General features: G+C 67.3%; 21 protein-coding genes and 1 pseudogene. 10 read left to right on the top strand and 12 right to left on the bottom strand.

What is annotated here, in order from left to right:
- Window positions 1-281 (top strand): sigma factor-like helix-turn-helix DNA-binding protein (locus tag ACFE77_RS06840; RefSeq protein ID WP_375420881.1); only part of this gene is annotated, 281 nt, incomplete at its 5' end.
- Window positions 282-318: 37 nt separating this feature from the next.
- Here ACFE77_RS06840 and ACFE77_RS06835 read toward each other — a convergent pair.
- The gene (locus ACFE77_RS06835) at window positions 319-486 is read right to left on the bottom strand and encodes a hypothetical protein (RefSeq protein WP_375420880.1); all 168 of its coding nucleotides are present in this window, start codon (window positions 484-486) and stop codon (window positions 319-321) included.
- A 105-nt stretch (window positions 487-591) separates the two neighbouring features.
- Between ACFE77_RS06835 and ACFE77_RS06830 the strand changes: the two genes are divergently transcribed.
- The 7 genes and pseudogenes from ACFE77_RS06830 to ACFE77_RS06800 all read left to right on the top strand — a co-directional run bounded on the left by ACFE77_RS06830 (window position 592) and on the right by ACFE77_RS06800 (window position 7047).
- Window positions 592-3243: a bifunctional [glutamine synthetase] adenylyltransferase/[glutamine synthetase]-adenylyl-L-tyrosine phosphorylase gene (locus ACFE77_RS06830; protein ID WP_375420884.1), complete on the top strand. Its 2652-nt coding sequence runs from the start codon at window positions 592-594 to the stop codon at window positions 3241-3243.
- Window positions 3236-3691: a peroxiredoxin gene (locus ACFE77_RS06825; protein ID WP_375420879.1), complete on the top strand. Its 456-nt coding sequence runs from the start codon at window positions 3236-3238 to the stop codon at window positions 3689-3691. The genes ACFE77_RS06830 and ACFE77_RS06825 overlap by 8 nt, the downstream gene beginning before the upstream one ends.
- A gap of 311 nt (window positions 3692-4002) precedes the next feature.
- A pseudogene (locus tag ACFE77_RS06820) lies at window positions 4003-4668 on the top strand (M23 family metallopeptidase); the annotation flags it as partial.
- A gap of 53 nt (window positions 4669-4721) precedes the next feature.
- Window positions 4722-5060, top strand: coding sequence for an iron-sulfur cluster insertion protein ErpA (gene erpA / locus ACFE77_RS06815; RefSeq protein WP_375420878.1), 339 nt, complete (start codon window positions 4722-4724; stop codon window positions 5058-5060).
- Window positions 5030-5830, top strand: coding sequence for an exodeoxyribonuclease III (xth, locus tag ACFE77_RS06810; protein ID WP_375420877.1), 801 nt, complete (start codon window positions 5030-5032; stop codon window positions 5828-5830). The genes erpA and xth overlap by 31 nt, the downstream gene beginning before the upstream one ends.
- Window positions 5827-6618 (top strand): transporter, encoded by a 792-nt coding sequence (locus tag ACFE77_RS06805; RefSeq protein ID WP_375420876.1) that lies wholly within the window; start codon window positions 5827-5829, stop codon window positions 6616-6618. Before xth ends, ACFE77_RS06805 begins: the two co-directional genes overlap by 4 nt.
- A 189-nt stretch (window positions 6619-6807) precedes the next feature.
- Window positions 6808-7047, top strand: a complete 240-nt coding sequence (locus ACFE77_RS06800) for a hypothetical protein (RefSeq protein ID WP_375420875.1) — start codon at window positions 6808-6810, stop codon at window positions 7045-7047.
- Window positions 7048-7091: 44 nt separating this feature from the next.
- Here the strand turns inward: ACFE77_RS06800 and ACFE77_RS06795 are convergent, their stop codons facing one another.
- Complete coding sequence (locus ACFE77_RS06795) at window positions 7092-8246, bottom strand: N-acetyltransferase (protein WP_375420874.1); 1155 nt, start codon at window positions 8244-8246, stop codon at window positions 7092-7094.
- 138 nt (window positions 8247-8384) lie between these two features.
- Between ACFE77_RS06795 and ACFE77_RS06790 the strand changes: the two genes are divergently transcribed.
- Window positions 8385-9479, top strand: a complete 1095-nt coding sequence (locus ACFE77_RS06790) for a fatty acid desaturase family protein (protein WP_375420873.1) — start codon at window positions 8385-8387, stop codon at window positions 9477-9479.
- A 20-nt stretch (window positions 9480-9499) separates the two neighbouring features.
- Here the strand turns inward: ACFE77_RS06790 and lptG are convergent, their stop codons facing one another.
- The 9 genes from lptG to ACFE77_RS06745 all read right to left on the bottom strand — a co-directional run bounded on the left by lptG (window position 9500) and on the right by ACFE77_RS06745 (window position 19485).
- Window positions 9500-10597: an LPS export ABC transporter permease LptG gene (lptG, locus tag ACFE77_RS06785; protein WP_375420872.1), complete on the bottom strand. Its 1098-nt coding sequence runs from the start codon at window positions 10595-10597 to the stop codon at window positions 9500-9502.
- Window positions 10594-11793 carry an LPS export ABC transporter permease LptF gene (lptF, locus tag ACFE77_RS06780; protein WP_375420871.1) on the bottom strand — a complete coding sequence of 400 codons (1200 nt, stop codon included), beginning with the start codon at window positions 11791-11793 and terminating at the stop codon, window positions 10594-10596. Before lptF ends, lptG begins: the two co-directional genes overlap by 4 nt.
- Window positions 11794-11880: 87 nt before the next feature.
- Window positions 11881-13842: an ATP-binding protein gene (locus ACFE77_RS06775; RefSeq protein WP_375420870.1), complete on the bottom strand. Its 1962-nt coding sequence runs from the start codon at window positions 13840-13842 to the stop codon at window positions 11881-11883.
- A 120-nt stretch (window positions 13843-13962) separates the two neighbouring features.
- On the bottom strand, window positions 13963-15225 hold the full coding sequence (locus tag ACFE77_RS06770) for an aminotransferase class I/II-fold pyridoxal phosphate-dependent enzyme (RefSeq protein WP_375420869.1): 1263 nt from the start codon (window positions 15223-15225) through the stop codon (window positions 13963-13965).
- Between the two features lie 132 nt (window positions 15226-15357).
- Window positions 15358-15603 carry an acyl carrier protein gene (locus ACFE77_RS06765; protein WP_375420868.1) on the bottom strand — a complete coding sequence of 82 codons (246 nt, stop codon included), beginning with the start codon at window positions 15601-15603 and terminating at the stop codon, window positions 15358-15360.
- A gap of 45 nt (window positions 15604-15648) precedes the next feature.
- A complete protein-coding gene (locus tag ACFE77_RS06760; RefSeq protein ID WP_375420867.1) occupies window positions 15649-16536 on the bottom strand; it encodes an NAD-dependent epimerase/dehydratase family protein in 888 nt (295 codons plus the stop codon).
- 172 nt (window positions 16537-16708) lie between these two features.
- Window positions 16709-17809: a glutamate 5-kinase gene (gene proB, locus ACFE77_RS06755; protein ID WP_375420866.1), complete on the bottom strand. Its 1101-nt coding sequence runs from the start codon at window positions 17807-17809 to the stop codon at window positions 16709-16711.
- Window positions 17810-17822: 13 nt separating this feature from the next.
- A complete protein-coding gene (gene obgE, locus ACFE77_RS06750) occupies window positions 17823-18872 on the bottom strand; it encodes a GTPase ObgE (protein ID WP_375420865.1) in 1050 nt (349 codons plus the stop codon).
- 22 nt (window positions 18873-18894) lie between these two features.
- On the bottom strand, window positions 18895-19485 hold the full coding sequence (locus ACFE77_RS06745; RefSeq protein WP_375420864.1) for a TetR/AcrR family transcriptional regulator: 591 nt from the start codon (window positions 19483-19485) through the stop codon (window positions 18895-18897).
- 67 nt (window positions 19486-19552) lie between these two features.
- Here ACFE77_RS06745 and ACFE77_RS06740 point away from each other — a divergent pair, with 67 nt between their 5' ends.
- A complete protein-coding gene (locus tag ACFE77_RS06740) occupies window positions 19553-20398 on the top strand; it encodes a metal-dependent hydrolase (protein WP_375420863.1) in 846 nt (281 codons plus the stop codon).
- 256 nt (window positions 20399-20654) lie between these two features.
- Here the strand turns inward: ACFE77_RS06740 and ACFE77_RS06735 are convergent, their stop codons facing one another.
- Window positions 20655-20972 (bottom strand): hypothetical protein, encoded by a 318-nt coding sequence (locus ACFE77_RS06735; RefSeq protein WP_375420862.1) that lies wholly within the window; start codon window positions 20970-20972, stop codon window positions 20655-20657.
- Between the last annotated feature and the right edge of the window lie 6 nt (window positions 20973-20978).

Raw genomic sequence — 20978 nt, 5'->3', positions numbered from 1 at the left:
AACTCGGCGACATGCAGCGGGCGCTGATGCACCTGCCGCAGCCGCAGCGCGAGGCACTGATCCTCGTCGGCGCGGGCGGCTTCGCCTATGAAGAAGCGGCGGAGATCTGTCAGGTGGCGGTCGGCACGATCAAGAGCCGCGTGGCGCGCGGCCGCGTCGCGTTGGAGACCCTGATGAGCGACGGGTCGCTACCATCGCGGCGCGATCACGAGACCGATGTCAACAAGACCGCGCTCGATCAGATCATGGGCGACGTCGAGGAACTGAGCCGCGGTCGCTGAACGACGCAGCCGGCGTTCGCGCCGGTGCGGGAACCGGTCAGTGAGGGCGCGTATCCAGCCGTGCGATCAACAGCATCATGTCCGTGGGTAGCTGCTGCGTGGCGAACACACCGCGCAGCGCACGCCCAACGGCATCGGTAGCGCGCGGACGGCGAACCATCTGCTCGCCGCCGGCTGGTCCGCTGAGATGGTCGATATCGTTCATTCGGGTTAAACGAGCGTCGATGGGAAACGTTTCGTCGCGCTGCGCCTGCGAACGCCCGACAATGGGACGGTGCCGGTCGTGATTCGCTCCGTGTCGCCGGAAAAGATGGTTGAGGCGATCGGTCGCGCCCGTGCCAACGCGCCTTTCCTGGCGATGCTGATGCAGCGCGAACCGCTGTCGGTGGAGCGGCTGGCGGCAGGCGATATCGATCTCGGCAGGCGGAATGCGGAGGACGAACCCTCGGTGGCGCGACGCCTGCGGCTCGACCGCCGCGCGCTGGCGCTGACCGTTGCGATCGGCGATCTCGCGGGCGAGCTGGACCTGACCGCGGTGACGCGCGCGCTGAGCGACTTCGCCGATTACGCGCTCGATCTCGCGATCCGCACCGCGATCGGCGAACGCACGCCCGGTGCCGAACCGACCGGTTTCGCCGCGATCGCGCTCGGCAAACAGGGCAGTCACGAGCTCAATTATTCGTCCGACATCGATCCGATCCTGGTCTTCGATCCCGCGACGTTGCCGCGTCGCGCGAAGGAGGAGCCGGTCGAGGCGGCGGTGCGGATCGGGCGCCGTGCAGTCGAGCTGCTCCAGGCGCGCGACGGCGACGGTTATGTGCTGCGGGTCGATCTGCGACTGCGGCCGTCGCCCGAGGTCACGCCGATCGTGCTGCCGGTGGACGCGGCCATCGGTTATTACGAGTCGCAGGCGCTCGCCTGGGAACGCGCCGCCTATATCCGTGCTCGGGCCGCAGCAGGGGATATCGCGCTCGGCGAGGCGTTCCTCGATGCGGTACGTCCGTTCGTGTGGCGGCGGGGGCTCGATTTCGGCGCGATCGGCGAGATCCGCGCGATCTCGCGACGGATCCGCGACCATCATGGCGGGCAGGTCTTCGGTCCGGGCTTCGACCTCAAGCGGGGCAGGGGCGGGATCCGGGAAGCCGAATTCTTCGCGCAGATCCACCAATTGATTCATGGCGGGCGCGATCCGTCCTTGCGTGCGCCGGCGACCCGCGACGCGCTCGCGCGGCTCGCGGCGGCCGGGTGGATCGGGGCGGAGGAGGCGGGCGCGCTCACCCGTTCCTATGCACTGCTGCGGACGATCGAACATCGCGTGCAGATGATCGACGATCGCCAGACCCATGTCCTGCCCGAGGGCGAGTCGCTCGACCGGGTGGCGCGGTTGCAGGGGTTGTCGGACGGGGCGGCGCTGCTCGCGCTGCTGGCGGAGCCGGTGGCGACCGCGGGCAAGATCTACGACGCGCTCGACGAAGGACGCCCGTTCGGCCTGCCGCACGACACCGCCGCGCTCGGCAATGCGCTGGTCGCGACCGGGTTCGCCGACAGCGCAGGTGCCGCGCAGCGGCTCGCCGCGTGGCGGAGCGGGCGCTATCCGGCGCTGCGCAGTCCGGCAGCGCGCGAGGCGCTGGAGGCGGTGCTGCCGGTGGTGATGCCCGCGTTCGCGGCCGCGCCCGATCCCGCGGCGGCGCTGCTGCGCTTCGACATCATGCTCGAACGGCTGCCGAGCGCGATCAACTTCTTTCGACTGCTCGAGGCGCGACCGGCGCTGGCGACGCTGCTCGTCGCGATCCTCAGCCATGCGCCGCCGCTCGCCGAGGCGCTGGGGCGGCGCGCCGATCTGCTCGATGGACTGATCGACTCATCGGCGTTCGACGAGATGCCCGCGGCCGACCGGCTGGCGGCGGAGATGCGCGGCGGTGACGTCGCCGATTACCAGTCGCGGCTCGATCATGTCCGGCGGGTGGTGGGCGAGAAGCGGTTCGCGCTGGGAGCGCAGATCGTCGCGGGGGTCGCCGATCCGCTCGCGGTTTCCGCCGGCTACGCTCGGGTCGCTGATGCCGCGATCGAGGTGCTGGCGCGGGCGACGATCGACGCCTTCGCGCAATTACATGGGACGGTGCCGGGGAGCGAACTGCTCATCCTCGCCTTCGGGCGGCTCGGTGGCGGGGCACTGACGAACGCATCGGACCTCGACCTCGTCTATCTGTTCACGGGCGATTTCCACGGCACGTCCGACGGGGCCAAGCCGCTCGGCGCGACGCTATATTTCACCCGGCTCGCGCAGCGCGTGACCGCGGCGCTGTCGGTCGCGACCGCGGCGGGTCCCCTCTACGAGATCGATACGCGACTGCGGCCGTCGGGCACGCAGGGGCCGCTGGTGGTGTCGCTCGATTCGTTCGCCCGGTATCAGCGCGAGGACGCCTGGACGTGGGAGCATATGGCGCTGGCGCGGGCGCGCGTGGTGTTCGGGTCGGCGCAGGCGCGCGCTTCGGCCGAGGAGGTGATCGCCGCGGTGCTGCAGGGGGACCGGCGCGAGCGGGATGTGTGCGCCGATGCGCGGCAGATGCGCGCCGACATGGCCGCACACAAGCCGCCGACCGGGCCGCTGGATGCGAAGCTGCTGCCCGGCGGGCTCGTCGATCTCGAATTCACGGTGCATGTCGCGCAACTGGTCGGGCGTGCGGGGTTTGACGCGAACCTCGGCCGCGCGATCGCCCTGTTGGCGGAGGAGGGGCTGGTGCCGCCTTCGCTGATCACGGCGCATGATTTCCTGACGCGGTTGCTGGTGACGCTGCGGCTCGTCGCGCCCGATGCCGCCGAGCCCGCACCGGCGACTCGCGGGCTGATCGCGCGGGCGCTCGCCGCCGCGGATTGGGAGGAGGTGCTTGCCACCTTGGCGGCCACTCGGCAGGAGGTCGCGCGGTGCTGGGACTCGATGACGGGAGAGACGGATGGATGACGGTGCGACGATCCCCGACGTGGCGGTGACCACCGTGGACGGCACGCCGGCGCAGTTGCGGGATCTGCCGCGGCCGTTGGTGGTGTATTTCTATCCGAAGGACGACACCCCGGGCTGCACCCGCGAGGCGCAGGATTTTACCGCACTCGCGGCGGATTTCGCAGCGGCCGGCGCATCGGTGATCGGGATCTCCAAGGACACGCCGGCGAGCCACGCGAAGTTCGGCGCCAAGCATGGACTCGGCGTCGCTCTCGGTAGCGATGTGGACGGCAGCGTTTGCGATTCGTTCGGAGTCTGGGGCGAGAAATCGATGTACGGCCGGACCTATATGGGCATCGAGCGCGCGACCTTCCTGTTCGCCGCCGACGGCACGCTGACGCGCGCGTGGCGCAAGGTCAAAGTACCCGGCCACGCCGCCGCTGTGCTGGACACCGTCAAGACCTTGTAAACACTTGGCCGGGTTGGTTCCGTCGATCGATCGTCGGTAGAGCGACGAATTCAACGGCTCGGCGCGGTGCCACGTCCATCCGGCGCGCGAAGGCCGTCACGCTATTGCGGACGAACGCGCGATCCGCCCACAAGATGAGCGTCTGATACGCGGTGGGGCTGCGAATTAGGACGGAGTTTACGAGTTCGCATCCGCCGGTCGGATGTGGCGCATAGTGTTGGGGTCCGATGATCAGCATTGCCCGGAATTTGACGTCGATCGGTCTTGCGATCGCAGCAACGCTGAGCGTCGCTCTCGCAGGACCTGCTCTCGCCGCCGAGCGGCTGGAGCAGCCGGTCGCATCGACCCCCGGCACCGCCAAGATCGCGAAGCGCGGCACCGCCGTCGGTGGCATGTTGGTCGAGGCGAGCAGCGCCGAAGCGGCTGCCGACCTGAAGGCCGACAGCCAGTTCCGCACCTTGTTCCAGAGCTGGAAGAAGCTCGATTTCGGGCCGCGCGGCGGCATCGCCATCCCCTCGGTCCAGCCGGTTCAGAAGCTGCTGTTCACCAGCAATTTCGGCATCCGCTCCGATCCGTTCCGCGGCACCGCGGCGATGCATGCCGGCGTAGACATTCCCGGCCCGACCGGCACGCCGATCTACGCGACCGCCGACGGCATGATCAGCCACGCCGCGCGCCAGGGTGGTTACGGCAACATGGTCGAGATCAACCACGGCAAGGGTATCTCAACTCGTTACGGCCATCTGTCGAAGATCCTCGTCGCCGACGGCGCGCGCGTCACCCGCGGTCAGTTGATCGCGCTGATGGGGTCGACCGGCCGCTCGACAGGGCCGCATCTCCATTATGAAGTCCGGATCGACGGCCACGCGGTCAACCCGATCCCGTTCCTGACGACCGCGGATTACCTGCTGGCCGCACAGGACCGCGCGGTGCACGCCATCCCTGTGTCGACCGACGGCCCCGCCGCGCAGGATTGATCGCCACGCCGCGCTCGGTTGCCGAGCGCGGCTCCAGCGCCTATCTGAGCCGCATGGCAACACTCGCTTCAGACATCGCGTTGACGCCCTCCGCCGCGGCACGCGTCGCGGCGATCGCCACCAAGCAAGGCAAGCCGGCGATCCTGCGGCTGTCGGTCGACGGCGGCGGATGTTCGGGCTTTCAGTATAAGTTCGGGTTCGCCGACGCGGTGGAAACCGACGACACGATCGCCGAGACGGACGGCGTCCGGCTGGTGGTCGATAGCGTCAGCCTCGATCTGGTTCGCGGCTGCGCGGTCGATTATGTCGAGTCCCTTGGCGGCGCGGCGTTCAAGGTCGAAAATCCGAATGCCGCTAGCGGATGCGGCTGCGGTTCCAGCTTCGCGATCTAGTGAAGCTCGTCACCTACAACGTCAACGGGATCAAGGCCCGGCTACCGCGGCTGATCGAGTACCTCACCGAACAGCAGCCCGAGATCGTGTGCCTTCAGGAGTTGAAGGCGAGCGACGAGACCTTCCCGATCGCGGAGATCGAGGCGGCGGGTTACGGCGCGGTATGGCACGGGCAGAAGAGCTGGAACGGCGTTGCGGTCCTCGCGCGCAGTCGCGCGCCGATCGAGCGGCAACGTGGTCTGGCGGGCGAGGACGAGGACGATCACAGCCGCTATCTTGAGGCCGAGGTCGACGGCCTGGTGGTCGCGTCGATATACCTGCCCAACGGCAATCCGCGGCCGGGGCCCAAGTTCGATTATAAGCTGCGCTGGTTCAATCGCCTCGCCGACCGCGCGCGGGCGCTGCTGGCGGAGGAAGTGCCCGCGGTGCTGATGGGCGATTACAACGTCATCGCCAATGACGACGACACCTTCTCGGTGCGGGCGATGGCCGAGGACGCGTTGATGCAGCCCGAGAGCCGCGCCGCGTATCGGCGGTTGCTCGCGCAGGGCTGGACCGATGCGCTCCGCACCCGGCATCCGACCGGGCGTGTGTGGACCTTCTGGGACTATCAGGCTGGCGCGTGGCAGCGCGATGCGGGGTTTCGGATCGATCATCTGCTGCTCAGCCCGCAGGCCGCGGATCGGTTGGTCGATGCGGGCGTCGACAAGGAGTATCGTGGCCGCGAGCGCGCCAGCGATCATGCACCGACCTGGGTGAGGTTGCGTTGAAGATCGCCGCGGTCGTGCTCGCCCTGGCGCTCGCGGCGCCGGCGGCGGCGCAGGAACGCGATTACTGTCCGGCGCGGCCCGGCCTCGGCACGCCGGCTTGCACCATCGCGCCCGGCCGCGTCTCGGTCGAGACCAGCATCGCCGATTGGGAGCGCGACGAGGGCGCGGACCAGCGGTCCGACACCAGCCTGTTCGGCGACACCGTCGTCCGCGTCGGCTTGGCGGACACGATTGAGGGCATCGCCGGCTGGACCCCGGTCGGCATCGCCCGCGAGCGCGACAAGATGACGGGCACGACCGATCGCAGCACCGCGGTCGGCGACGCGTATCTCGGGCTGAAGGCGAACCTCGCTCATCCGGACGGCAGCGGCTTCTCCTTCGCGGTCCAGCCATTCGCAACGTTGCCGGTCGGGCGCTCGCCGATCGGCGCGGGTGACTGGGGCGCGGGGCTGCTCGCGCCGCTGAGCTATGATCTGGCGGGCGGCGTGAACGTGCAACTCACCCCGGAGGTCGACGCGGCAGTCGACGAGGACGGCAGCGGCCGGCATCTGGCGTACAGCGCCGTCGCCGGCGTCGAAGTGCCGTTCACGAAGACGCTGTCGGCGACCGGGGAGGTGCAGGCGCTGCGCGACCAGGATCCCAGCGGCCGATCGACCCAGACCTTCGCGGCGCTGTCGCTTGCTTGGATGGCAAACGACGACTTTCAGGTCGACGCTGGCTGCGTCGCGGGCCTGAACCACAGCGCGCCCGGGGCGCGGCTCTATGCGGGGCTGTCCCGCCGGTTCTAAGCGCAAGCACGGTTGGTTCGTTGCGCCAACCGATCGGGAATCCGGCCAACTTCTTGGTGAGTGGCCAAATGCGGACATCACACCGCCTTGCTATCTCATTGATCTTCCACCGTTCAGGTGTTTGGCATGCATAATGCAGTGCTACACATGCAGGCGCGATTGTCGCCTGAGATCGAATGGAGAGAGACGATGATCAAGGCCCTTCTACCAATGACCGCCGTCGCAGCGATCCTGCTCGGCACCCCCGCGCTTGCGGCTGATCGCCCGGAGCCGACTGCCTCGGCTGCTCCTGCGCCAGTAACTGCATCCCCGCAGCAGAACGTCCGGTATTGCGATGTGGGCGAGATCACCGGCTCGCGTATTCCGCGGCGGATCTGCAAGACGCGCGCCGAATGGCTGAAGCACGGCGTCGATCCGTTGGCGAAGTGACCGCGCATCGTCCGCACCCGCGCAGCCGGGTGCGGACGCGATGCCTACAGTGTCCGTTCGTAGATCAGGTAGACCTTGTTCACCTTGCTATCGATCGTCTCGGCGATCGATCGCATGCCTTGGTTGTCCTCGAGGATCCATCCGATCTCGCTGCGGGTCGCGCCGTATCTTTCGACCGATGCGCGCTTGATGTATTCGATCATCATGAAGGCCAGCTGGCTCGCCATGCGCGACGATTGCAGCTCCTTCAGCACGCCCATCAAGGGTACGCGCATCGTCCGCACCTTCGGCTTGCGCAGCCAGAGCAGCAGCTTGGCCCAGCCGAACGGCAGCAGATTACCCTTCAGCGGCGCGATCGCTTCGTTGAGGTCGGGTAGCGTGATCATGAAGGCGACCGGCCTGCCGTCGACCTCGGCGATGCGGATGAGGTCGTTGAACACGATCGGCTTCAACTTGACGCCGACGTCGCGAATCTCGGGCGGGGTGAGGGGGACGAACCCCCAATTGTCCGACCAGGCGTCGTTGAGGATGGCGAGGATGATCGCGGCTTCCTCGTCGAACCGGCGCTTGTCGACTTCACGGATGACGATGCGCGGATTGCGCTCGCCCGACTGGATGATGCGCTTGACGATGGGCGGGAAGTCACCGGTGATGTCGAGGTCGTAGGTCAGCAGCTTCTTGACCTGACGATAGTCCGCCGCCTCGATCCAGCCGCGATAGTCGGGCTTCGCATGGCCCATCATGATCGTCGGCGGGTGATCGAAGCCCTCTACGAGCAAGCCGGGTTCTTCCCAGATCGACATGCTGATCGGGCCCAGCGCGCGGACCATGCCACGCTTGCGCAGCCATTCCTCGGCCGCGGCGAGCAAGGCGCGGAACACGTCCTCGCGCTCTGCTTCCATCAGGCCCCATTGGCCGACCCCGGGGCCGAAACCCTGCGCGGCGGGCATCGTCAGCGCGAGGGTGTCGATATGCGCGGAGATCCGCCCGACGACGCGCTTGTCCTCCCAGGCGAGGAACAACTGCGCCTCGGCATGGCTGAACCAGCCGTTCTTTGCGGGATCGATCAACCCGAGCGCCTCGCCCCGCAACGGCGGCACCCAATTCGGATCGTCGGCATAGAGGCGGAACGGAAGATCGATGAACGCTACGCGATCGCGCTTCGTGGTGACCGGGCGGATCGTCAGGGGTGCTGCCATCGTCGTCGTCCAACTGCCAAGCGCGGTTCCTAACCGCCGCAGTCGATCATAGCGAGTGGCCTTTCCACGCGCCGGGCGCGCGTCGACGACCTGTTAAAGCCACCGTATCGCCACTATCTCAGTGCAATGGCGACGAATATGGATACCATTCTTACCCTCGATCGTACGGCGGCGGCTACGCCGCGTGCCAAGGTCGCGACGCATCTGGTTGCCGACGACAAGGCGATGCTGCGCACCGCCGTCGAACTGACGCGGGATCTGACTGCGGCCAAGCCTGCTATCTACTGGGCCGATCTGGTCGCGTCCGCGTTGGTCGGCTGGGGCGGTCTTGCGGTGGCGATCCTGGCATCGTCGACCGCGCTGGCGATCGTTGCTGGGTTGGTGTCGATGTTGGCGCTGTACCGTGGCATCAGCTTCATCCATGAACTGACGCATGTGAAGCACGCATCGCTGCCGGGTTTCCGCAGCGGCTGGAACGCGCTGATCGGTGTGCCGATGCTGACCCCGTCCTTCATGTACGAGGGGGTGCACAACCTCCACCATGCGAAGACGCGTTATGGCACCGCCGAGGATCCGGAGTATCTGCCGCTCGCGCTGATGAAGCCATGGACGCTGCCGCTGTTCATCGTGATCTCCGCGCTGGCGCCGATCGGGCTGCTGATCCGCTATGCGGTCTTGTCGCCCTTGTCGGTGGTGATCCCCGGGCTGCGGCGCGTCGTGGTCGAGCGATTCTCGGCGCTGGCGATCAACCCGTCGTTCCGCCGCCGCATGCCGGAGGGCGCTTTCCGCACACAGTGGAACCGGATCGAGGCCGCCGCTAGCCTGTGGGCGATCACTTTGCTGGTTCTGGTCGCATCGGGTGTGGTGCCGCTGCGGGCGTTCCTGATCTTCCTCGCGGTCGCTGCCGGTGTCGCGGTGGTGAACCAGGTACGCACGCTGGTCGCGCATCTGTGGGAGAATGAGGGCGAGTCGATGAGCGTCACGGCGCAGTATCTTGACACCGTCAACGTGCCGCCGCCGGCGCTGCTGCCGATGCTGTGGGCGCCGGTCGGCCTGCGCTATCATGCGCTTCACCACCTGCTGCCGAGCGTACCGTATCATGCGCTGGGCGAGGCGCATCGCCGGTTGTCTGCGGCGCTGGATGCGATCTCGCCCTACCATCAGGCGAGCTATCCGGGGTTGCCTGGCCTCGTCGCGCGGATCGCGCGCAGCACGATGGTCTCTCGGCGCTAGGGTTAGCAGAACCCGGCCGTTTATTCCTCCGTGCGGAACAGCACTGCTTCGCCGATCAGCAGGAACAGCAGGAACGGCGCCCAAGCGGCGAGGAAGGGTGGATAGGCGCCGAGGCTGCCCATCGCGAGCGCGAAATTGTCGGCGACGAAGTATAGAAAGCCGAGCGCCATACCGATGACGGCGCGGATGAACAGCTTGCCCGACCGCGCGATCCCGAACGCTGCGACCGCACCGAGGAGCGGCATCAGCACCGACGACAACGGGCTTGACAGCTTGTGCCACAAGGCGCCTTCGAGCGCGGCGGTAGGCCGCCCGGATTCGGAGAGGTCGTCGATCGCCGCCTTCAACGCACCGAACGACAGGCCGTCGGCATCGACGCTCGCCAGCGTGAACTGATCGGGACGAACCCCGCGGCCGATCACGACCGAGCCGAGCGGGGTCAGCGTACCCTTGGCGACGTCGAAGCGGGTGGCAGGCTCGATCCTCCATCCGTCGCCGTCGCGCCGACCGCGATCGGCGCGGATGATGCCGACCAGACTGCCGCCGGCCCGATCATAGACCGTCACCGCACCGAGCAACGCAGCATTGCCGCGGCCGCGAATCTGCCCGACCTCGATCAGGTCGTCGCCGTCGCGCACCCAGACATTGGAGCGATCGCCGCGATCGATCGGCAGCGGTCCGTAGTCGACCTTGTTCCACTGGGTCAGCGTCGCGGTGGCGCGCGACACGACCCGGTCGTTGAACGCGAAACTCAGGACCGCGACGCCGAGGCTGGCGACGAGCAGCGGGGCGAGCACCTGGTGCGCGGACATGCCGGATGCCTTCAGCGCGATGATCTCGCTATTCTGGTTCATCGTGATGAGCGTCAGGATCGTGCCGAGCAGCACCGAATAGGGCAGGCCGAACGCGATCAGCTCGGGCCCGCGCAGCGATACGTAGCGCCACACCTGCGCGTCGCCGTTGCCGGGCTGAGCGAGAATATTGCCCGATTCGCTCAACAGGTTGAGGGCGAGCAGCACCAGCACCAGCCCGCCAAGGATCGCGAAGGTGCGCACCAGGAACAGCCGCGCCATGTAGAAGGCGACGGTGCGCGAGGGAAAGAAACCGACGGTGCTCATGCGCCACTCTCCACGCGGCGGCGCCTGCCGGGCAGGCGATTGGTTATCGCCTTGGCGATGCGCGAGAAGGTTCGCTCGAGCGCGCCGATCGGCTGCCCGCCCGGCACATAGGCGATGGTGTAGTACATCCACAGCACGAGCGCCGCGAACAGTGCGAACGGCACCCAAAGCGCGATCAGCGGATCGACCTTGCCGGCTTCGCCTATCCCGGCGGCATATTGGTTGATCTTGAAGTAGGTGACGATCATCACGATCGCGAGGAAGACGCCGAGGGCGGAGGAAGAGCGTTTGGGCGGAACGCCGAGGGCGAGTGCGAGCATCGGCAGCAAGAACATCGTCGCGACCTCCGCCACGCGGAAATGGAATTCGGATCGGCTGCTGTCGCGCTGTTCGACGGTTGCCGCATGCTGCCCCTGTCGGGCGAGTTCGGGCAACGTGTATTCGAGGTTGCGGCCACCGCGCTGCCGGAAGCTTTCGAACTTGGGCAGATTGATCGGCAGATCGTGCGCGCTGAAGGTCAGCACCCGTGGCGCCTTGAAGGCGGCGTTGTTATGGATCAGCGTGCCGTTGGTCAGCCGGAAGATGATGACATTGGGATCGTCGGTGGCGAGGAACCGTCCGCGTTCGGCGGTGACCCCGATCCAGTCGCCCTTGGCGGTCAGCGCATGGACGAAGATGCCGGTGAGATCTCGGCCCTTGTCGCGGCTCTGTTCGATTCGCAGCGTCATCCGGTCGCCGAGATGCGTGAACTCGCCGACCTTGATCGACGCGCCCAGCGCCCCGGTGCGCAGCTCGAACCGCAAATTCTCGTAATAATAGCGCGAGATCGGCTGGAGATAGCCGACGATGAGCAGGTTCGCGATCGCGAGCGCGATCGCGTACATATAGGGCACGCGCAACAGTCGCCCGTAGCTCATCCCAACGCCGCGCATCACGTCGAGCTCCGAGGTGGTCGCGAGCCGCCGGAAGGCGAGCAGGACGCCGAGCATCAGCCCGATCGGAATGCCCAGGCCGAGATATTCGGGCAACAGATTGGCCAGCATCCGCCACACCACGCTCACCGGCCCGCCCTCGGTGGCGACGAATTCGAACAGCCGGAGCATGCGATCGAGCACCAGCAGCATCGCCGAGATGATCAGCGTCGCGAACAGCGGCAACGCGATCAGCCGGGCCATGTAGCGGTCGATGGATTGCATGAAGGATCGGCTCGGCGGCTGGGGAGCCACGGGCTATAGGCGGGACGCGAAGGGTCGTCAGCTTCTATTTCGGACGCGTCCCCGCGTCTATTCGGCGGCGATCTGTTCGGGCGCGGCCGGACGGTCGCGCGCCATCGCATCGGCGACCGCGCGCTCCAGTGCCGACAGCGTAAACGGCTTGCGCAGAACGTCGTGGTCGACGAATTCGGCAGCGTTGACGTCGCCCGCGAAGCCGGTGACGAACAGTACCGCGACGTGCGGGAAACGCGGCGACAATTGCGCGATCATCTCCGGCCCGGTCTGCCCCGGCATCAGCACGTCGGACAGGATCAGGTCGATACCGCTATGCCGTTCGAGCAGCGACTCCGCCGCGAAGGGATCGTCGCAGGGGATGCCGACATGGCCGAGTTCCTCCAGCGCGCCCAGTGCGGCGGCCATCACCCGCGGATCGTCCTCGACCACCAGCACGGTCAGCCGCGCGGTCGGGCCGGGCGCGACAGGCGCGATCGAGACGATGTCGCTGACCGTTTGGGGATCGTCGTCACGCGGCAGGTACAGCGTCACCGTGGTGCCCTGATCGGGCGCGGTGCGGATCGCGATCTCGCCCTCCAACTGGCGGACCAGGGCGAAGATCTGGCTGAGGCCGAGCCCGGTGCCCTGGCCCACCGCCTTGGTCGTGAAGAACGGCTCGTAGACTCGCTCGACCACTTCGGCAGTCATGCCGCAGCCATTGTCGGTGACCGCGATGGTGACGTATTCGCCGGCGGCACATTGCCCCACTGCGTCCTTGCCGAGCAATATCGTTCCGGTCGCGATCGTCAGCGTGCCGCGGCCGTTCATCGCGTCGCGCGCGTTGACGGCCAGGTTGAGGATCGCATTCTCCAGCTGGACGCGGTCGGCGCGGACCCGCCAGCCCTGAGCGCGGTCTTCGGTCAGGATCGTGACCTCGTCGCCGAGCGTGCGGTCGAGCAGTTCCGACATGCCCGTCACCAACGCCGCCGCGCCGATCGGCTCGGGTTTCAACGAATCCTCGCGGCTGAACGCGAGCAGCCGGCGGGTCAGCGCCGCAGCGCGGTTCGCGCCTTCGGTCGCATTGTCGAGGTGACGCGCGGCGGCTGCGGGATCGGTGTCGATCGAGCGTCGGGCAAGCTCGAGCCCGCCGAGCACGACCGCCAGCATGTTGTTGAAGTCGTGCGCGATGCCCCCGGTCAGCTGGCCGACCGCTTCCATCTTCTGGACCTGGCGCAGCTTGCGTTCCTGGACGCGCAGTTCGTCGGTCGCTTCGGTGACGGCGGCGGACAGTTCGTCGGCGCGGGCGTGCGCGGCGTCGGCGTCGGCACGCGCATTCGCACGTTCCTCTACCGCGCGAATCGTCAACCAGCCGAGCAGGATCGCGCCGAGCACCAGCAGGATGCCGAACACCGCCAGCACGCCCGCGATCCGGCTCGACTGGTTGACCGTCCGCATCGCCGTCGCGGTGCGCTTATCGAGCAGTTCGCGCTCATGATCGATGATCTCGTCGAGCAGCCCGTCGATGCGTTTGAGCGATGGCGCCTTGCGCGCCAGATAATAGCGCGACAGCGCTTGGTCGTTCTTGTGGTAATAGGTGCTGAGCGCTGTGAGCGAGAGTTCGCGACCGCGGGCTTCGTAGGCGTCGCGCAATGCGTCGATCGGTTCTTGCTGCGCGGGGTTGTCTTCGGTGATGTTGTCGAGCCGGGTGATCTGCGAGGCCGCAAGGCGCCACTGATCGAAATACACCTGCCCCAGCGATCGATCGGCGGAGATCACGTAACGCCCCAATGACGCCTCCGACCGCGCGATCGTGCCGGACAAGGTCCGCGCGAGGATCATCACGTCATAGCTATGGGCCTGAAGTTCGAGCGCGCGGTCACGCTGACGGTTGGCGCCGCTCAGCGTAATCAGCAGACCCACCAGGACCGCGACCGCAAGCAGCCCCATCACGACCAGCATGATGGTGCGCCAGGGGGCTAGGCCGCCATGGGCCGTCCCGTCGGCCTCTTCCTGCGTCACCGTACCGGTATAGCTCATCGACCGGACGGCGCAAATCGGATGCGCCGGGCCGAGACTGGGCGTTCCGAGAAGGCAGGCCGGTCGATCATGAAGCGATCGTGCCGCAACATGGTTGACGGATAGTTAAGGTGCGGATGCTCAGCCGAGGACGCCGATCGCGGTGCCGGCGGCACGGAACATCTCAATGACGCGGCCGATCTGCTCGTCGGTATGTTCAGCGCAGAGCGAGCAGCGCAGCAGGAAGGTGCCGGCGGGGGTCGCGGGCGGGCGTGCCATGTTGACGTAGAGCCCGCCCTCCAGCAGCGACTGCCACATCGCGACCGCCTGTTCCTGGTCGTCGAGGATCACCGCGATGATCGCGCTGTCGGGCGTCTCGGTGCCAAGCTTGAAGCCCATCTCGCGCAGGCCGCCATGCAGCCGGCGGGCATTCTTCCACAGTTGCGCGCGCTTCGCGTCGGCATGCATCAGCTTGCGGATCGATGCCGCGGCGGTTGCGACCACCGAAGGCGGCAGGCTCGCGGTGAAGATATAGGCGCGGCAGGCAAGGCGGATCGCCTCGAACTTCGGGTGGTTCGACACGCAGAAGCCGCCGACGGTGCCGACCGACTTGGAGAAGGTGCCGACCACGAAATCGACGTCGTCGCCAAGCCCGGCCGCTTCGTACACGCCGCGGCCGTGCTCGCCGAAGAGGCCCATCGAATGCGCTTCGTCGCTGAGTACCATCGCGCCGTGCTTCTTGGCGACCGCGACCATCTCCTTCAACGGTGCGATGTCGCCAAGCATCGAATAGACGCCTTCGAGCACGACCAGCTTGGCGGGCTCCTTGGGCAGGCGACCGAGCCTTTTGTCGAGATCCTCGACCGAATTGTGGCGGAAGCGGACGATCTCGGCATTGCCCTGCTGGCAGCCGTCATAGATCGAGGCATGGCTGTCGGCGTCGAGGATGACGTATTCGCCCTTGCCGACCAGCGTCGAGATCATCCCGAGATTGGCCATGTAGCCCGTCGAGAACACGATCGCGCCGGACACGTCGTAGAATTCACGGAGCGCCTGTTCGACGTCCATGTGATCTGCGAAAGTGCCGTTGAGCATGCGGCTGCCGTTGGTGCCGGAGCCAAACCGGTCGAGCGCGTTCTTGCCCGCCGCAATGACGTCGGGGTCGAACGTCATGCCCATGTAGTTGTAGGTGCCGAGCAGGATCGTGTCGCGGCCCTTGATCACCGCCTCCGTCGGCGACTTCACCTGTTCCATCACGATCGCGAAGGGGTCGGTGACGCCGGTGTCGATCAACGCCTTGCGTTCGGCGATGAGGCCGTCGAATTTCGACATCAGGTCGCGTTCGGGCGCGATCACCGGCGGATCGATCGGCAGTGCATGGGCGGTGGTGGCGGCTTCGGTCATGCTGTCGATCCAAATATTCCGTTCGTGGTGAGTAGGCGCTGAGCGTAGCCGAAGCGCCGTATCGAACCACCTGTCCCTCGATACGCCATTTCGACTTCGCTCAATGGCTACTCAGGACGAACGGGGTGGGGCTTAGTCTTGCTTCAGTTTCGCGACCGCGTCGACGAGCTGGCCGACCGTCTCGATCTCCGCCTGCATGTTCATCGTGATGATGATGTCAAACTCGTCCTCGATCGCGGCGACGAAATCCATCACCGTCAGGCTGTCCCATTCGAGATCGCCCTGGAAGGTGGTGGCGTCGGTCAGCGCGACGCCCTTCTTGTTGAAGGGCGCGATCTGCGCGGTGACGGTGTCGAAGATCTGTTGACGGTCGCTCATGGGGTCATCCGGTTGGCAGCCAAATGCGGCGGCGGTACGGCGAGGCTATAGCAAAGCATGAGCGCGATACCATCGCGCGGTCGCGGCGAGCCCCGCCGGGGTGTCGATCAGCGGCGCCCACAACGCGGCGGGCGGGCGTCGATCGGGTGCGGCCGACCAGTCGGGATGGCAGAGATAGCCGACGCGGTCGGGGGTCAGCTTCGCCTTGTCGCCGCGGATCAGCCGGTCGATCCTGGCGCCGAGCCGCATCAGTGGCTTCGGCAAATGGAGCGGCAGTACCGGACGGCCGACCGCCGCGCCCAGTGCGCGGGCGAACTCGACATGCGTCCAGGCGCGACCGTCGTCCACCTCGTAGGTATCGCCACCATCCGGGCGTTGGGCGAGGATCAGCAGGAGGCGCGCGAGGTCACTCACCTCCACCGCCGACATCAGGCCGGGTGGAGGGAGAAAGGCGAGGCCGAGCTTCGCGGCGCGGAACAGGTCGCGCATCTCCATGTCGCCGGGGCCGTAGATCGCGGTCGGGCGGACGATGGTCCAGGTTAGCGCGCTGGCTTCGACGAGCTGTTCCGCCTCGCGCTTCGACCAACCATAGTCCGATAGCTGGGGTTCGCGCGCGGACAGCGACGATACGTGGATGAACCGTCGCACGTCGGCCTCTGTGGCAGCGGCCAGGATCGTGCGGGTGCCGTCGACGTTTCCGGCCGCGAGGCCGGCGCGGTCGGGAGCGTTGACGATGCCGGCGACGTGGATCACCGCGTCGGCGCCCTGGGCGAGTGAGCCGGGTGTGGCGAGGTCGCCCTCGATCCAGATGACGCCGTCGCGCGGCGGCTGGGTGCGGCGGGTGAGGGCGCGGACCTGGTGGCCGGCGGCGAGGGCGCGGTCGATCAGGTGGCTACCGACGAAGCCGGTGCCGCCGGTGATGGCGAGAATCATGTCTCGCTACTCGAACGCGAAGCCAATCTACCAAGCACCACCCCGGCGGAGGCCGGGGCCCAGGTGGAAAGGCAGATGTAACGGCGTGCAGCGCTTACCAAGTTACGTCTCCCAACTGGGCCCCGGCCTTCGCCGGGGTGGTGGCGTAAATCGGGGCTAAACAGCTGCCGCATCACAGCAGCGCCAGATGATTGCGATGCACCAGCGCAGAACGTGGCGCGTAACCGAGCAGCGCAGCGTGTTCGTCGCTCCGCCGGCCGAGCAGCCGCGCGGCGTCGGCGGCGTCATACTCGATCAAGCCCCGGGCGACCGCCCCCGACGGCCCGTGGATCGCGACCAGATCGCCGCGCGAGAAGCCGCCCTCGATGCGGGTCACGCCCGCCGCGAGCAGGCTGCGTCCCGCGCCGAGCGCCTGCGCCGCCCCGGCATCGACATGCAGCACGCCCTTCGCGGTAAGCCCGCCCGCCAGCCAAGCCTTGCGTGCGGACGCGGTCTTTTCCGCCGCGAACAACGTGTGGCGCGCGGTCGCGGAGAGCGGGTGATCGATCCGTCCCGACGCGATCACCAGCGGCACCCCGGCGCCGGTAGCGATGCGTGCCGCGGCAATCTTGGAGATCATGCCGCCCGATCCCATGCCCGACGCCGAGCGTGCGTCGGCCATCGCCTCGATCGCGCTGTCGATCCGCTCGACCAGCGGCAGGTGTCGGGCGTCCGCATCGGCGGGGTTGCGGTCGTAGAGGCCGTCGATGTCCGACAACAGGATCACGCCCTGCGCCCCCGCCGCCTGCGCGACCCGCGCCGCGAGCCGGTCGTTGTCGCCGAAACGGATCTCTTCGGTCGCGACGGTGTCGTTCTCGTTGATCACCGGGACCACGCCGAGCCCGAGCAGCCGATCGAGCGTCGCCGCGGCGTTGAGGTAGCGGCGACGATCCTCGAGATCGTTCAGCGTCACCAGGATCTGCGCGGCGGTCAGGCCCTCCGCCGCCAGCAGTTCCGCCCAGGTCTGGCTGAGCGCGATCTGCCCGGTCGCGGCGGCGGCCTGCGCATCCTCCAGGCTCGCGCGGCCGCCCTTCGGCAGCGACAGCCGACGCGCGCCGAGTGCGATCGCGCCCGACGAGACGATCGCGATCTGCTGCCCCGCCCTGTGGCGTACGGCGAGATCGGCGACCAAGGTCGCGAGCCATTCGCGTCGCACCGCGCCGTCGGGATCAACGAGCAAGGCCGAGCCGATCTTGACGACCAGCCGACGGCACGAGGCAGGCGCGAAGATCATGCCCCGGCCGGCGTCAGGCGAGCGGCGACCAGGAGATCGCGTCGCCCTCGTCATTGTCGGGCACCGCGCCACCCGGGGCAGGGCCAATCGCCTCGATCATCTCGTCTAGCACCCAGTCGACGCCCGTGCCGGACACGCCCGAGATCGGCAGCACCGGCCGGCCGCTTGCCGCTTCCAGCTCGGCGGACAGCGCGGCGATCAGTTCGTCGTCGAGCGTGTCGATCTTGTTGAGCGCGACGACATAGGGCTTGTCGACCAACCCGGCGCCGTAGTTCTCCAATTCGCCGCGGACGACGCGGTAGCTCTCCGCGACATCGTCGTCATTGGCGTCGACCAGATGGAGCAGAACGCGGCACCGCTCGATATGGCCGAGGAAGCGGTCGCCGATCCCGGCGCCTTCGGCTGCGCCCTCGATCAGGCCGGGGATGTCGGCGATGACGAATTCGCGCTGCTTGTGGCGGACCACGCCCAATTGCGGGCGAGTGGTGGTGAAGGCGTATTCGCCGACCTTGGCCTGCGCGTTGGTGACCGCGTTGATGAAGGTCGACTTGCCCGCATTGGGCAGCCCGACGAGCCCGGCGTCGGCGAGCAGCTTCAGCCGCAGCCAGATCCAGCCTTCCTCGCTCGGCCATCCGGTGCCGTGCTGGCGCGGCGCGCGGTTGGTCGAGGTCTTGTAGCTGGCATTGCCGCGGCCACCGTCGCCGCCGCGCATGAACACCTCGCGCTGGCCGACCTGAGTGAAGTCGAGCAGCACCTCCTCCTTGTCCTCGGACAGGATCTGGGTGCCGACGGGAACCTTGATGACGAGATCGTCGCCACCGGCACCCGTGCGGTTGGATCCCGATCCGCCGCTGCCGCGGGGCGCGCGGAAATGCTGGGTGTAGCGGAAGTCGATCAGCGTGTTCAGCCCGGCGACGGCTTCGAACACGATGTCGCCGCCCTTGCCGCCGTTGCCGCCGTCGGGCCCACCGTATTCGATGAACTTTTCGCGGCGAAAGCTGACCGCGCCGGGGCCGCCCGAGCCGGAACGTACGAAGATCTTGGCCTGGTCTAGAAAATGCATTCGCGCCCTCTAGCGAGTCGGGCTATTTTTCGCCAGCGTCGGTGCGCGCCGCGACCAGCGTCTCGAGGGCGAGCTCGCGCGCCTTGCCGCGGTCGAGCCCCAGCGCGCGGGCCATCGGCGCGCCGAGCAACGCATCGCCGAGCGCCATCAGCACGAGCTGCAAGGTTTCCTCGTGGATCGGCTTTTCGGCGGGGGAGTGACCCTCGGCGAGCTGATCGACCAGATCGTGGATCGCGGTGAGGATCGGGTCGAGCGCGTCTTCGTTGCCGTTGAGGATCATCCAGCTGGCAAGCGCGCCGGCGCCATTCTTGCCGAACGCGTCGAAGGTGAGGTCTACCACCTCGCGCGGATCCTGGTCGCCGGCGCGGACGCGAAGCACTGCCGCGCCGATCGTGCCGACGATGTCCTCCGCGATCCGCGCGATCAGCGCCTTTTGCAGGCCCTCGGCCGAGCCGAAATGATGGAGCACATTGGCGTGGGTGCGCCCGATCCGCGCGGACACCGCCTTTAACGTGACCGCCTGCGGCCCGGTTTCTACCAGTAGCGCGCGGGCGGCATCGAGCGCGGCATCGCGCGATTCGGCAGGGGAAAGGCGTTTACGCAGGCTTGTCACGGCGCGGGTCGGAACCTATTAACATCGTTGTAAGTATCAATTGCGATCCCCTTGTTCGGAGACTTTCGTGGCGAAAGCAACAACGCCCGCCGATCTCACCATCACCCCGCGCGACCGGCGCTTCGGGCGCGGCACCGCGATCCGGCGCTGGTGGCTGAACGACGATCCGATTGCGACCGCCTTCTACAATGCGCTGTCGGTGACCTTCCCCAAGGGCGAGGGCTATTTCGTCGACAGCGTCCGGCAGTTCCGCGAGGGCACGCCGCCCAAGCTGCGCACCGAGATCAACGCCTTCATCAAGCAGGAGGTGATCCACACCCGCGAACACGTCGCGTTCAACCGCCATGTCGTCGATCAGGGTTATGACATCGCGCCGCTCGACCGCGACGTCGATGCCGCGCTGGCGCTGACCAAGGGACGTCCGCCGATCGCGAGCCTCGCGGCGACCACCGCGCTCGAACATTTCACCGCGATGCTGGCGCACGAACTGATCGCCGATCCGCGGCATCTGGCCGGTGGCGATCCGCAGGCGGCGGCACTGTGGCGCTGGCACGCGGCGGAGGAGATCGAGCACAAGGGCGTCGCCTACGACACCTGGCTGCACGCGACCCGCGATTGGTCTCGGGCGCGGCGTTGGCGCGTGAAGTCGCTGGTGATGCTGATCACGACGTGGCGGTTCTTCACCGGGCGGACGCGTGGGATATTGGAATTGCTGCGGCAGGACGGGTTGACCGGACCGCGGATCTGGGCGCGGCTGGCGTGGTATGCGCTCGGTAACCCGGGGATGGCACGGAAGATCTCGGGGGTGTGGCTGGCGTATTTCCTGCCGGGCTTTCACCCGTGGAAGCATGACGACCGGGCGCTGATCGGGCTGGCGGAAAGCGACTATGAGGCGGCGGTGCTGCGGGCCTGAGGTCGTATTGCGCTGCATGGGCGGCGCATGTTCGTCTGCCTCAGGCACCGTGAATTGGCACTCTCCGGCTTGTGCTCCCGCGAAGGCGGGAGCCCAGTACCGGGTCCCCGCCTTCGCGGGGACACAAGGAAGGGGAAGATCCTTGGTATTCGAACGCACGAGCCGAGCGATCACCCGGACCCACCCCAAACGCCGAAACGGCGGCCCCGTCAGGGACCGCCGCCGGTAGTAGCTCATCCCGCTCGCGCGGGCGCGCTTACTTCTTGTCGTCGGTGACGCCGACCACGGGAACGTCGATCGTTTCCTTCTCGGTCTTCACCTTCGGCACGTCGACCGTGGTCGACTTGGTGCCGACGACGACTTCCTTCGAATCGACATCGACATCGGGCAGTGCACCGCCCTTGGCGCTGACATCGACGTCGGGCAGAGCGCCCTCCTTCACGTCCGCGCTCCAGAAACCGGTCGCGAACAGGATCGCGGCGATGATGGCGGCGATCGCGAGCAGGATCAGGATGGTCCGGCCGGCGCCGCCCCGGCGCGTGGTGGTACGGTCGTCGTCTCGATAGTCAGCCATGTTCAT

Source organism: uncultured Sphingomonas sp., assembly GCF_964243315.1.
In the GTDB taxonomy this organism is placed as follows: Bacteria; Pseudomonadota; Alphaproteobacteria; order Sphingomonadales; family Sphingomonadaceae; genus Sphingomonas.
The sequence above is the reverse complement of the archived record's forward strand: the minus strand, read 5'-3'. Positions and strand labels throughout refer to the sequence as shown.